The 12,835-nt window shown below is 54.2% G+C and carries 12 protein-coding genes; 4 read left to right on the top strand and 8 right to left on the bottom strand.

Translation table 11 applies throughout. The features are described from left to right. Positions 1–79: 79 nt before the first annotated feature. The 3 genes from deoA (at position 80) to deoD (ending at position 3,502) form a co-directional block, all read left to right on the top strand. On the top strand, positions 80–1,402 hold the full coding sequence (gene deoA, locus BFV64_RS02895) for a thymidine phosphorylase (protein ID WP_023332036.1): 1,323 nt from the start codon (positions 80–82) through the stop codon (positions 1,400–1,402). Between the two features lie 53 nt (positions 1,403–1,455). Continuing rightward, entirely contained in the window at positions 1,456–2,679 is a 1,224-nt protein-coding gene (deoB, locus tag BFV64_RS02900; protein ID WP_014882457.1) for a phosphopentomutase, read from the top strand. A 103-nt stretch (positions 2,680–2,782) separates the two neighbouring features. Further along, complete coding sequence (gene deoD, locus BFV64_RS02905) at positions 2,783–3,502, top strand: purine-nucleoside phosphorylase (protein ID WP_014882458.1); 720 nt, start codon at positions 2,783–2,785, stop codon at positions 3,500–3,502. Positions 3,503–3,544: 42 nt separating this feature from the next. On the opposite strand, the gene BFV64_RS02910 is transcribed toward deoD, so the two are convergent. From BFV64_RS02910 to BFV64_RS02945, 8 genes are all read right to left on the bottom strand, one after another. Then, positions 3,545–4,249 (bottom strand): DUF1120 domain-containing protein, encoded by a 705-nt coding sequence (locus BFV64_RS02910; protein WP_023332037.1) that lies wholly within the window; start codon positions 4,247–4,249, stop codon positions 3,545–3,547. A gap of 112 nt (positions 4,250–4,361) precedes the next feature. Next, a complete protein-coding gene (locus tag BFV64_RS02915) occupies positions 4,362–4,919 on the bottom strand; it encodes a DUF1120 domain-containing protein (RefSeq protein WP_069601684.1) in 558 nt (185 codons plus the stop codon). Then, positions 4,916–7,306: a fimbrial biogenesis usher protein gene (locus BFV64_RS02920; protein ID WP_069601685.1), complete on the bottom strand. Its 2,391-nt coding sequence runs from the start codon at positions 7,304–7,306 to the stop codon at positions 4,916–4,918. Before BFV64_RS02920 ends, BFV64_RS02915 begins: the two co-directional genes overlap by 4 nt. A 45-nt stretch (positions 7,307–7,351) precedes the next feature. Then, entirely contained in the window at positions 7,352–8,053 is a 702-nt protein-coding gene (locus BFV64_RS02925) for a fimbria/pilus chaperone family protein (RefSeq protein ID WP_069601686.1), read from the bottom strand. Between the two features lie 69 nt (positions 8,054–8,122). Next, on the bottom strand, positions 8,123–8,839 hold the full coding sequence (locus tag BFV64_RS02930) for a DUF1120 domain-containing protein (RefSeq protein WP_045269572.1): 717 nt from the start codon (positions 8,837–8,839) through the stop codon (positions 8,123–8,125). A gap of 239 nt (positions 8,840–9,078) precedes the next feature. Next, on the bottom strand, positions 9,079–9,789 hold the full coding sequence (locus tag BFV64_RS02935) for a DUF1120 domain-containing protein (RefSeq protein WP_069601687.1): 711 nt from the start codon (positions 9,787–9,789) through the stop codon (positions 9,079–9,081). A gap of 234 nt (positions 9,790–10,023) precedes the next feature. Then, positions 10,024–11,040 carry a lipoate--protein ligase gene (gene lplA / locus BFV64_RS02940; RefSeq protein WP_069601688.1) on the bottom strand — a complete coding sequence of 339 codons (1,017 nt, stop codon included), beginning with the start codon at positions 11,038–11,040 and terminating at the stop codon, positions 10,024–10,026. A 39-nt stretch (positions 11,041–11,079) separates the two neighbouring features. Further along, on the bottom strand, positions 11,080–11,724 hold the full coding sequence (locus BFV64_RS02945; protein WP_014882466.1) for a YtjB family periplasmic protein: 645 nt from the start codon (positions 11,722–11,724) through the stop codon (positions 11,080–11,082). Positions 11,725–11,841: 117 nt separating this feature from the next. Between BFV64_RS02945 and serB the strand changes: the two genes are divergently transcribed. After that, the gene (gene serB / locus BFV64_RS02950; RefSeq protein ID WP_008502066.1) at positions 11,842–12,810 is read left to right on the top strand and encodes a phosphoserine phosphatase; all 969 of its coding nucleotides are present in this window, start codon (positions 11,842–11,844) and stop codon (positions 12,808–12,810) included. Positions 12,811–12,835 lie beyond the last annotated feature (25 nt).

The following is a 12,835-nucleotide window of genomic DNA, read 5'->3' on the forward strand; positions in this document are numbered from 1 at the left end:
TATCCGGCCTACAGGGTCGTAGGGCGGGTAAGCGTAGCGCCACCCGCCACAATTCCCCCGATTCCGCATGGAGGTTACCGTGTTTCTCGCACAAGAAATTATTCGTAAAAAACGTGATGGTCATGCATTAAGCGACGAAGAGATCCGCTTCTTTATCAATGGCATTCGTGATAACACCGTCTCTGAAGGGCAGATTGCGGCTCTGGCGATGACCATTTTCTTCCACGATATGTCGATGCCCGAGCGCGTGTCGCTGACCATGGCGATGCGAGATTCAGGAACCGTTCTGGACTGGAAAAGCCTTAACCTTAACGGCCCGATTGTGGACAAACACTCCACCGGCGGTGTGGGTGACGTGACCTCCCTGATGCTGGGCCCTATGGTGGCCGCCTGTGGCGGTTACATCCCGATGATTTCCGGGCGCGGTCTGGGCCACACCGGCGGTACGCTCGACAAACTGGAAGCCATTCCGGGCTTCGATATCTTCCCGGATGACAACCGCTTCCGCGACATTATTAAAGACGTGGGTGTGGCAATTATCGGCCAGACCAGCTCTCTTGCCCCGGCAGACAAGCGTTTCTACGCGACCCGCGACATCACCGCCACCGTTGACTCCATTCCGTTGATCACCGCCTCTATTCTGGCGAAAAAGCTGGCAGAAGGGCTGGACGCGCTGGTGATGGACGTGAAGGTGGGCAGCGGTGCCTTTATGCCGACCTATGAACTTTCTGCCCAGCTCGCCGAAGCGATCGTTGGCGTCTCCAACGGCGCAGGCGTGCGCACCACCGCGCTGCTCACTGACATGAACCAGGTACTGGCCTCCAGCGCCGGTAACGCGGTCGAAGTGCGTGAAGCCGTCCAGTTCCTGACGGGGGAATACCGCAACCCGCGCCTGTTCGACGTGACCATGGCGCTGTGTGTAGAGATGCTGATCTCCGGCAAGCTGGCGAAAGACGAGGCGGAAGCCCGCGCGAAACTGCAGGCCGTGCTGGACAACGGCAAAGCGGCAGAGATCTTTGGCCGTATGGTCGCCGCACAAAAAGGCCCGACCGACTTCGTTGAGAATTACGCCAAATACCTGCCAACCGCGACGCTCAGCAAAGCCGTATATGCCGACAGCGAGGGCTTTGTCTCAGCAATGGACACCCGTGCGCTGGGTATGGCGGTGGTCTCGATGGGCGGCGGTCGTCGTCAGGCGTCAGACACCATTGATTACAGCGTCGGCTTTACCGATATGGCCCGTCTGGGCGACAGCGTTGATGGCCAACGTCCGCTGGCGGTGATCCACGCCAAAGACGAAGCCAGCTGGCAGGACGCGGCGAAGGCGGTGAAAGCGGCCATTACGCTTGCTGATAAAGCGCCAGAAAGCTCACCTTCGGTCTATCGCCGTATCACCGAATAGCGGTATACTGATCTGATCGAATTTTTATGAAGCACTACGTACGGAGAACAATTATGAAACGTGCATTTATTATGGTGCTGGACTCATTCGGCATCGGCGCAACCGAAGATGCAGAACGTTTTGGTGACGTGGGTTCCGATACCATGGGTCACATCGCGGAAGCCTGTGCGAAAGGCGAAGCGGACAACGGTCGTAAAGGCCCTCTGACCCTGCCAAACCTGACCCGCCTCGGTCTGGTGAAAGCGCATGAAGGTTCTACCGGTAAAATCGCAGCCGGTATGGACGGCAACGCGGAAGTGGTGGGCGCCTACGCCTGGGCTCACGAGCTCTCTTCCGGTAAAGATACCCCGTCTGGCCACTGGGAAATCGCCGGTGTGCCGGTCCTGTTCGACTGGGGTTATTTCTCCGATCACGAGAACAGCTTCCCGCAGGAGCTGCTCGATAAGCTGGTGAAGCGTGCCAACCTGCCGGGCTACCTCGGTAACTGCCACTCTTCCGGCACCGTGATTCTGGACCAGCTTGGCGAAGAGCACATGAAAACCGGCAAGCCGATTTTCTACACCTCCGCTGACTCCGTTTTCCAGATTGCCTGCCACGAAGAGACGTTTGGCCTGGATAAACTCTACGAGCTGTGTGAAATCGCCCGCGAAGAGCTGACCGAAGGCGGCTACAACATTGGTCGCGTTATCGCCCGTCCGTTTATCGGCGATAAAGCAGGTAACTTCCAGCGTACCGGTAACCGTCACGACCTGGCCGTTGAGCCACCGGCCCCTACCGTGCTGCAGAAACTGGTCGACGAGAAAGACGGTCACGTGGTGTCCGTGGGTAAAATCGCAGACATCTACGCTAACTGCGGCATCACCAAAAAAGTGAAAGCCACCGGTCTGGATGCGCTGTTCGATGCCACCATCAAAGAGATGAAAGAAGCGGGCGATAAGACCATTGTCTTCACCAACTTCGTGGACTTCGACTCTTCCTGGGGGCACCGTCGTGACGTCGCGGGCTATGCTGCCGGTCTGGAACTGTTCGACCGCCGTCTGCCAGAGCTGATGGAGCTGGTGGGTGAAGATGACATTCTGATCCTGACTGCCGACCACGGCTGTGACCCAACCTGGACCGGTACCGACCACACCCGTGAGCACATTCCGGTGCTGGTGTACGGACCGAAAGTCAAACCAGGTTCACTGGGACACCGTGAAACCTTCGCAGACATCGGCCAGACCCTCGCGAAGTACTTTGGTACGTCCGACATGGAATATGGCAAGGCTATGTTCTGAGGTCATTGCCCGGTGGCGCTTCGCTTACCGGGCCTACGGTTTTGTAGGCCGGGTAAGGCGTAGCCGCCACCCGGCAAAAACAACAATGTAAAAGGAACTGAAGATGGCAACTCCTCACATTAACGCAGAAATGGGTGATTTCGCTGACGTCGTATTGATGCCGGGCGACCCGCTGCGCGCGAAGCACATTGCAGAAACTTTCCTCGAAGACGTGCGTGAAGTGAACAACGTGCGCGGCATGCTGGGTTTCACCGGTACCTATAAAGGCCGCAAAATCTCTGTGATGGGCCACGGTATGGGTATCCCATCCTGCTCTATCTACACCAAAGAGCTGATCACCGATTTCGGCGTGAAGAAAATCATCCGCGTGGGATCCTGCGGCGCGGTGCGCATGGATGTTAAGCTGCGTGATGTGGTTATCGGCATGGGCGCATGCACAGATTCTAAAGTGAACCGTATTCGCTTTAAGGATCATGACTTCGCGGCGATTGCTGACTTCGACATGGTGCGTAACGCGGTGGACGCGGCCAAAGCGCTGGGCGTTGATGCGCGCGTAGGCAACCTCTTCTCTGCCGATCTGTTCTACTCCCCGGACGGTGAAATGTTCGACGTGATGGAGAAGTACGGCATCCTCGGCGTGGAGATGGAAGCGGCGGGTATCTACGGCGTAGCGGCAGAATTCGGTGCGAAAGCGCTGACCATCTGCACCGTCTCTGACCATATCCGTACCCACGAGCAGACGACCGCTGCTGAACGTCAGACCACCTTCAACGACATGATCAAAATCGCGCTGGAATCCGTTCTGCTGGGCGATAAAGAGTAATGTTGTGCTGCCGGGCGGCGAAAGCCGCCCGGTTTCTGTGACTTACAGGTACACCACGCTGATGGTGGCCTGACCATCAAACTCGGTATCTTCTGTCAGAGACAGTTTCTTCAGGTTTTCCACTGCCAGCGAGATGTTCAGCGGGAAAGAGACGCTGGTCACCGCCATCGGAGCCGTTTTGCCCGCAGAGGCGACGCTCATTAAGCCCAGATCCTTATTGGCGATAGTGCCACCATTGGCTTTTTGCCAGCGACTCATGCCCACACCAGCAGTGACTGCCGTACGAATCGGTTCAACCGTCGCCCCGTTTGCCGTCACTTCACCCGTGCTGGTATAGATGGAATAGGCACCGATATTCTTGCCATCGTGCGTTTTGCCAAGGCCAAAGGTCGTCATGCTGCCGCGCAGTTCGCCGCCGTTTGACGTGGCGTTCTGCACCTTCAGGTTTGAGTCGGTTCCGGTGCTGGCGTTCGAATCCGTCCGGTTGTCGGCAATACTCCAGCCCACTTTGGTAGGGGTAGGGCAGGTGATAGTCAGTGTCAGACCCTTTTCACCTAACTGCGTGGTCTGGGTTTGCGAGAGATCGCCAACCTGAACGGTACCGAAGTCAATCACGCCATCGTTGCTGAGTTCCGGCGTACAGGAGTTGCTGGTCAGTGAGGCTTTCACTTTCAGCACTGCCGTATCTCCCGCATGAGCACAGGTCGCTGTCAGCGCCAGCGCAGCGGCAAGGAGACTCTTTTTCATGGTTATTCCTTAACATAGATATATCGTTAAAATAAATGGACGAATCCACGTGCTTTGCCTTTATTTTTCTTCTTTTCTCTTCACCCGAATAATCTATTCGGCGGTGAATGCGTTACTCTGTCGTTAATAGCTCCCAGGCGAGTGCGCTTTCCAGCTCGGTATTATCTGGAATGCCGCGCAGCTGATCGTCATTAATGACAGGTATAATTTTTATCGTCACACTCATTTGTTTGCCACGCACCGGCAGGCCATTTTGATATGCAAGGATGCCGTCATTATTCCTCAGAAAGACTTTTTCCTTGGGGGTTTCCGCAGAGGTGAACGAGACCCGGTCAGAGGTTCTGACCAGATTATAGTGATGACCATCGACCAGAATATTGCTGGCAACCAGCACCAGTCGGCTCTTCTGACCAAACAGAACGCCCCCGTTGCTGCCGGACGTGGATTGCAGAAAAAGCGCCATCACCCTTGGCTGCGGGCAAAAAACCGTGGCGGTGACCTCTTTGCCCGGCATGCGGTTCCAGTTTTTACGCGAGGTGATAATGTCATCCTGTTTGAATCTGCCAAAGGAGACGTTCGGTTGCGACAGCGTAATTTGACACGCTTCGGCCACGACATAAGACGAAAAAAGTGATGCTGCACCGATGAGCACTGCGTTAACTATTTTCACTGGCAAACTCCTTCTGCTTTTTCGTAATAGGCGTCTTTATCTTTTTCGTCTTTCAGGGTGTAAGCGATCTGGCAGAGTTTGGTTAAATTGTCGTCCACCACATAAAGCGCAGGCGTATCCGACGCATCGGGAATAAATACGCTGCCGTTATCCATTACGCTGACAATATAGTTACCGTCCTGATCCACCACGCTCAGCCCTTTTTCCAGCCATGACCCGTTGACTCGCTTGACGTCCAGCATGACGCGACGCGTATTCAGTACGTTAAAATCGATCAGCGCAAAAGAGCCATACGCGGCGGAGACGGTCTGAATACCGTTTGATAAATCCATTCCCTGAGGTAACGAGCTGGCATTAATCACAATTTGCGATTTTTGCCATTCCCGAAGTCCGGGAACCACGGCCTGTCCCCAGCGATCTGTCCAGACGGTTCCATCGGGGGTGGTGATTTCAATACCGCTTTCCGGTTCGCTTAACCGGGCGATGCCGAATGTCTCTTTTACCGGATAGGGCGAAAACGTTATGCCATGACGATGCAGCGCTACGCCACCGTTTAAGGATGCGCTGTAGTTATGCTGATTGCCGTCATTCAGGCCAGCGGATAAACCGAGCTGCGTATAGTGAAGGTTGGTGGTGATATTGCCGTTAAAGGCGTTACTCTTATCCTGGTTATCGCGGTCTGCGGAGACGTTGTAGTTAAGGTTTTGACCGATAGAGCCGCTTTCCTGAACGCCATAATTTTGTTTTTCCCCCTGAGCGCGCATGTAGGTACTGACGCGATCCTCGCCAAAAGGAACGATCAGGCTGACATAAAAGAGATCGTCATCGCGGCTGGTGCTGCTCTGGTTCTGGGTATCACTATTGCTCATGGCATGCTGCCAGTTTACGGACAGCGAGGTACGCCCGAGACTTTTACTCCAGGAGGCCATCAGATAGCGTGAATCACCGCTGTTTTCATCACCGGAATTCACGCTGTATTGCATTGAGATCGCGCCAATGTACTCATTGTTCCAGGTGAGGCTGGCGTTCCAGTTATTTTCGTAGGTCTGCGCCTCTTCATCCATGGCTTCCGTGAGTTCGCGGAAGCCGCCGCTGAACTGGGACGCGCTTACCCCCATCGTCAGCTGGGCGGGCAGTAAGATATTGCTACTAAGTTCAGCCTTGCTGCCCTTCAGTCGATCGTAAAAGCGGGACTGGCTCAGTAAAAAGCTCGGTGAGATCGCCCAGTTTTCGTTAATGGAAACGTCGAGTTTGGCACCGGTAGCCTGATATTTTTCTGCCAGTACGCCGGCGGTTACGGCGGACATTCGTGTGTTCAGCATGGTTCCGTCAGAGAGCGTAAATACCCAGGGCGTACTTGACTCATCCCCGCTGTCGCGAACCCGTCCGAGAGAGAGGTTTAACCCTTCGGCACGGTTACTTCCCTGTATATTGAGGGCGGAAGAGGGGACGGTGAATTGGGTTGTCGAACCGTCCGTTTCCACCACGCTGACGTCAAGATCGACATTTCCGCGCACCACGGGCACGTCCGTCAGGGAGAAAGGGCCTGCGTTGACCAGGGAAGAGTAGATCAGCTGTCCCGACTGGCGAACCTCTACGCGGGCCTGATTCGTCCGGGCAATTCCCGACACCTCAGTGGCCTGGATATTAGGCTGAAGGCCGGTTTCAGGCATCAGCTGCACGCCGGTGATTTGCGCGCCGCTAAACAGGGCCGAATTGACGTTGATCTGCCCAACCTGCGCCCGCATTTTCCGCTCTTCAAAAACGTGTTCAGCGTAGGTGTACAGGTTCTCTGTGCTGCGAGTCCCGTTGTCATCCGTCAAAATGAAATTGCTGCGCAGCGTCCAGTTCGCAAGGTTAATGCCTGCCCCCAAATTTCCCTGGGCATAACGGCTGCTCCCGCCCGAGCCGTACTCGTTAATGTTACTGAAGGCGCTATAGTTAATTAAGCCCGCAACACCGCCGTGCGAGTAATATTTCGCGGCATAAAATCCAGTGTCCATTGCCTCTGCGGGAACGAAAATCTCCAGTGATTCGGTATTCGGTAGAAGCGTTACCGTCGCGGAAGGGTAATCTTTCAGCAGGTTATGACATTTCTCTTTTTCGCTGATATTCAATGGCAGTAGGCCAGCTGCACGGGTGAAGTCATCATCAATGCAAAGCTGCCCCTCTTCTCCTACCCGAATGGCCAGGCTCCCCTTCTCAACGCCGTTAATTTTGACCTGCACGGCATGCTGGCCGGGCAGGTAGCGTTGTGCATCAGAGAAGTAATGGGCGAGATTAGTACTGATTCCCCGCGAGGCCAGTATATCGGTATTGAAATCCAGATCGGATGCATGCAGCGCCGACGACGGCAGAAAAGCGACCGCCACTGCTGTTCGACGCATCGTGTTTTGCAAAGCGCGCGGTATCACTAAAAATTCCCTGTGATATCAGCGTGTAAGCGCGGAAGTGTACTTATCCACTTCAATCCCGTAGCGACTGGCAGGGTTGAACTCGACGGCATTATCGCCGCTACCGATCGGGGTATTTGTCTGCACCTTCATGGTCTCACCCGGCAGGATAAAGGTTTTATTAACCACTCCCTCGGTGTGGGAAGGCAGTAGCGTCACTGATGTGGAAAAACGTACAACGTACGGCGAGGTATTACGGACCTGAACCTCTTTCTCTTGTACGGACCAGGTCAGTAATTTCCATGCATCCGTGACAACAGGAAGATTTTTAGGATGGATCAACACCGGTAAATCCTGACGAAGATTGATACCGACTTTAACGTTTTTATCTTTGGTTTTAGGCGGAATGCCTTCAAAGATCACGCGTTTATAATGTTCAACGGTCAGCGGTTCTTTGGTTTCAAGAATAAAGCGCACCTGCTGTTCCTGGCCTGGCTCAAGGCGTACAACCGGCTGAGTGACGTTGAGCTTGACCCCATTCTCCCCCTCGATGTCGTTAATGGAGGTATAAAGCAGGGTGGGGATGGAGTCCGTGTTTTTCACACTCATGACACCGCCGTGGTTGGCTTCATCAATCATCAGCAGTGTGGTTTCTGGCACCATGCCTGCAGCATAGACTGTCGCTGGAAGGGTGAGAAAAAGAGCGCAGACCAAAGGAGAAGTTTTCACAATTCTTTCCATGAATATTGATATTGAACAATGGGTTAAAACTCCCCGCCTGAGCGGGGAGTTTAGCGTCGTGAATGCGGGTTACAGATAAACCAGCGTGATTGTGGACTGACCGTCCAGGTCGGTCCTGTCAGTCAGGGTCAGATTTTTGCTTGGCGCAATCGCCAGCGCGATCTTCAGAGGGAAAGCCGCCGTCGTGAAGGCCAGCGGAGCGCGTTCACCGGTTTTGGCAACGGTCATGACGTCGGTACCATCGTTAGTGAGGATGCCGGTGGCCCACAGGTTGATCCAGCTTCTGCTGCTGATGGTACCGCCGGTATACATCGCTGCGGCGATAGGCTGAACGGTTGCACCGTCAGCAGTGACCGCGTTCATGTAAGTTGAAACTGAATAGGCACCGATACTTTCGCCAGCGCTGGTTTTTCCGACACCGTTGAGCTGGTAATCGCCGTATGCCTGCGCGCCGCTTGCGGTAGCGTTATCCACATGGAACTCGCTTGACGTTTTATGTGCGCCCGCGTTTGAGTCTTTGCGGTCATCTTTGATTGTCCAGCCGACGCGGGTCGCAGACTGACATGTGATGGTCAGAGTGACATCTTTATGCCCAGCCTGATAAGCCACACCGGAGGAGAGTGAGTCCAGACCCACTTCGCCAAAATCGGCCACGCCGCCGTTGCTAATTTCAGGAACGCAGCCTGCGCTGGTCAGCGTACCGTGAACTTTTAACATTGCAGTAGGTTCGGCATAAACTGCTGTCGCCGCCATCATGATAACGGTGGCGAGAAGGCACTTTTTCATTGTTATTCCTTAACCATAGAAAGAGATAATTCGGATATTTTTAATTTGAATGAATCTTGCCAAAAGATAATTTATGGCATAAGAGTCGCGGCCGATTCTATTAACGAATCAACGCATTAAATAGTTAGATTTTCTTACGACAGTATTGAGATTTTATAATGTCGATTAAACATTTCTGAACGTATGTTTTATGCAGAAACGGCGGAAATATCCGCCGTTGAGTCACGCGTTTTTATCTGTTAGAGATAAACCAGAGTGATGGTGGTTTCGCCGCTCAGCTGCGCTTCGTCTGTGGTGGTCAGACGGTCAGTGTTAACAATGGCCAGAGAGACTTTGAACGGGTAGACAACGCTGGTGATGGCCAGCGGTGCGGTATAACCTGGTCTGGTAGCGGTCATGATCTCGGCGTTACCGTTGGCAATCACACCGGTGGCCAGGTTACGCCACATATATTCGCCTTTGCTGTTGAGGAAGTTTGGCGCAAAGATCGCCTGAGCAGGCACACCTTTAGCGGTGATCTCATTGATACGGGTACTGATTGCATAGGCGCCAATTTTATCGCCAGCAGCGGTGGTACCTACGCCGTAGGTGGTACCTGAACCGTAAACGTCCCCACCATTGTCTGTGGCGTCACGAATGTAAAACTCGCTGGAGTTCAGGTAGGTCGCCGCATTGGAATCTTCTTTGTTATCAGCAATACTCCATGCCACTTTAGTCGCTGACGGGCAATTGATCGTCAGAGACATATCTTTATGACCCATCTGGTTGGTCTGGGTTGGAGAAAGCTGGTCCAGCGCGATTGTGCCAAAATCAATCGATCCGCCGTTACTGAGTTCCGGCGTACAGGATGCATGGTTCATCTTGCCCTGAACCTTCATGACGATGCTGCCTTCGGCGAATACAGCCGAAGAGGTCATCGCAATCAGCGTTGCGAGAAGAAGCTTTTTCATTGTTATTCCTTAACCATTAATAAAATAAATGTATAAATTTCCGTGAAGTCATTAACTTGCTGAAATGCAAGCGCAGGGATTCTATTAATGGTTATTGTTATTTCTGTAATGAGTATTTCTAATCTCTGAATTGAGTTTTATTAAAATGTGTAAATACATTCACGGTTGTATTTACACATTCCGGCAGGATAAGAACGGAGGAAGCTATTTTCTCTTCTTAACCGGGGGCGAGAATTATTTTATCGCCTGAGCGATCCACGCCGACAATTCCCGAAGTTCCCGCTCTTGTTCCGGATAATGTTCAAGCAACCCGTCGCACACATGTTGCAGCATATCGGGACGGTATACACAGCCCTGCAGGCGTGACGCCAACGCTTCCAGCGGTGCCGGGTTAAGACTATCCGTAAAAATTTGTGTGCGGGTAATATGACCTTTCTCCACGTCAAAGTGAAGCTCCACGCCGCCCCAGGTAAAACGCTCATCCAGCAGATGTGAAAACGCCGGTGCCTGGCCGAAGTTCCACTCCCAGCTGCTCTGGCGGGCAAAGGTTTCAACGAAGTTGGGCAGGTCAGGCGTTTTATCAGGGGAAATCACTTCCGCCTCCACACGCTCGCCGTAGTGCGCAAAGAAGGCCTCACGGATCGCGTCGCAAATCTGCTCGTGAGTAATACCCGGCAGAAGCTCCACCAGATTCGCCACGCGGCCGCGTACGGAGGTAATGCCCTTAGCCTGTAACTTTTTCTTGTCAGGATTGAGGTAGTTAGCCAGCCGGCTGAGATCGGCATTCAGCAGCAGAGTGCCGTGGTGGAAACCGCGATCGATTGTTTCGCGATAGGCTGAGCCGGAGACCTTCCGGTCTCCCTCGGGGGTCTTGACGACCAGATCGTTCCGGCCTGACGCCTCTGCGGTTACGCCGAGCGCATTCAGCGCGTTCAGCACAATCGACGTAGAGATGCTTTTGTCGTATTCCGGCTTGCCTGCCATAAAGGTAAAGCAAGTGTTGCCCAGATCGTGAAACACGGCTCCACCGCCGCTGCTGCGGCGCGCCAGGCGGACGTGGTCCTCTTCCATGCGGCGGGTGTTGCACTCTTTCCACGGGTTTTGCGCGCGGCCAATCACCACCGTGTCGGCATTGCGCCAGAGAAACAGTACGCGCTGGGTGGCGGGCATCTGGCGGAAGATGCACTCTTCCACCGCGAGATTAAACCAGGGATCGTAAGAGTCAGAGATAAGCAGGCGTAACGTCGTCATGGCAGAGTTCCTTTTCCATATCCTCCGCCTACTTTATCACTATTCTTTCTTCTCGCTCTCTTCGTCTTCCGGAACCGACTTGCTGGCGGTCAGCAGGAACGGCGACTGTTGCCATCGGGTGCGCTTACCCTGCAGCAGCGTGCGCGCCAGCACCACGCCAATCGCCAGTGAGAGTAATAACATCAGGCGCAGAATATTGGTGGTGTTATCCACCTGCTTGGCTTCGGTCGGCAGGGTGTGAGTGTCGAGCGTCAGGCGCAGATAGCCCAGCGGGCCATTTTTTCCCTGAACAGGTTCGACGAGCTGCTGGTTGAAATAGCCTCCGGCTTTTTTGCCGTCCAGCGCCAGCCTGTCGCGCACGTCGACGTGCTCACCGGCGCGGGCAATCAGGTCGCCTTTTTCATCGTACACGCCCGCATCGAGAATGCGGCTGTTTTCCGTAAGCTGACGCAGGATCTGGCCGATGCGCTTATCGTCCGGCGTCTCGGTGCGCATATAGGGGGCGACGTTAAGGGTCACCTGACGCGCCAGCGTGCGGGCCAGCTCTTCAAACTGCGGGTTACGCTGCCGCTGATGATTCTGGCTAAACCACGATGCCCCTTGCATCAATGCCACTAACAGTGCGAGACAGGAAAGGACAATCACGGCGCGATGAAGCCGGAATTTCAGTTTTGCGCGAGCCATATTCCACCTGCTGAAAATTTAGGGCTTAATGTTGCCAGAAGTGATGGTTACAGGGTAGCCTCATGCGTTATTTTCCCTCTGGAACCTTCCGGCGCGAACGAAATTACAGGAGCTTTGATGCCGAACATTACCTGGTGTGACCTGCCAACGGATGTCTCTTTATGGCCAGGATTGCCGCTCTCGTTAAGTGGCGATGAGGTGATGCCTCTGGATTACCACGCTGGCCGTAGCGGCTGGCTGCTGTATGGACGCGGCCTGGATAAGCAACGCCTGACCCAGTATCAAACCAAACTGGGTGCGGCAATGGTCATCGTCGCCGCCTGGTGCGTAGAAGATTACCAGGTTATCCGCCTGGCGGGTTCTCTGACGCAGCGTGCCACGCGTCTGGCGCATGACGCAGGGCTGGACGTTGCCCCGCTCGGTAAAATTCCGCACCTGAAAACGCCGGGTCTGCTGGTCATGGACATGGACTCCACCGCTATTCAGATCGAGTGTATTGACGAGATTGCTAAACTGGCAGGCAGCGGTGAGCTGGTGGCGGAAGTCACTGAACGTGCTATGCGCGGCGAGCTGGATTTCACCGCCAGCCTGAGACAGCGCGTGGCGACCCTGAAAGGGGCCGATGCTAACATCCTGCGCCAGGTGCGTGATGTGCTGCCGCTGATGCCAGGACTGACGCAACTGGTGCTGAAGCTGCAGTCCCTTGGCTGGAAGGTGGCGATTGCCTCCGGTGGCTTCACCTTCTTCGCGGATTATCTGCGCGAGAAACTGCATTTGACCACCGTGGTGGCCAACGAACTGGAAATTATGGACGGCAAGCTGACCGGACAGGTGATTGGCGACATCGTGGATGCGCAGTACAAAGCTAACACCCTGACCCGTCTGGCCGAAAAATATGAAATCCCGGTGGTCCAGACCGTCGCCATCGGGGACGGCGCGAACGACCTGCCGATGATCAAAGCTGCTGGTCTTGGCATTGCCTACCATGCCAAGCCAAAAGTGAACGAAAAGACGGAAGTGACTATCCGTCATGCTGACCTGATGGGGGTGTTCTGCATCCTTTCTGGCAGCCTTAATCAGAAATAACGGTCTGCTTTGTAGGCCGGGTAAG

It is taken from the genome of Enterobacter kobei (assembly GCF_001729765.1).
In the GTDB taxonomy this organism is placed as follows: domain Bacteria; phylum Pseudomonadota; class Gammaproteobacteria; order Enterobacterales; family Enterobacteriaceae; genus Enterobacter; species Enterobacter kobei.

Coding starts and splice junctions, on each gene's coding strand:
- deoB (WP_014882457.1), top strand. CDS start 1,456: ATGAAACGTGCATTTATTATGGTGCTGGACTCATTCGGCATCGGCGCA.
- deoD (WP_014882458.1), top strand. CDS start 2,783: ATGGCAACTCCTCACATTAACGCAGAAATGGGTGATTTCGCTGACGTC.
- BFV64_RS02910 (WP_023332037.1), bottom strand. CDS start 4,249: ATGAAAAAGAGTCTCCTTGCCGCTGCGCTGGCGCTGACAGCGACCTGT.
- BFV64_RS02920 (WP_069601685.1), bottom strand. CDS start 7,306: ATGCGTCGAACAGCAGTGGCGGTCGCTTTTCTGCCGTCGTCGGCGCTG.
- BFV64_RS02925 (WP_069601686.1), bottom strand. CDS start 8,053: ATGGAAAGAATTGTGAAAACTTCTCCTTTGGTCTGCGCTCTTTTTCTC.
- BFV64_RS02930 (WP_045269572.1), bottom strand. CDS start 8,839: ATGAAAAAGTGCCTTCTCGCCACCGTTATCATGATGGCGGCGACAGCA.
- BFV64_RS02935 (WP_069601687.1), bottom strand. CDS start 9,789: ATGAAAAAGCTTCTTCTCGCAACGCTGATTGCGATGACCTCTTCGGCT.
- lplA (WP_069601688.1), bottom strand. CDS start 11,040: ATGACGACGTTACGCCTGCTTATCTCTGACTCTTACGATCCCTGGTTT.
- BFV64_RS02945 (WP_014882466.1), bottom strand. CDS start 11,724: ATGGCTCGCGCAAAACTGAAATTCCGGCTTCATCGCGCCGTGATTGTC.
- serB (WP_008502066.1), top strand. CDS start 11,842: ATGCCGAACATTACCTGGTGTGACCTGCCAACGGATGTCTCTTTATGG.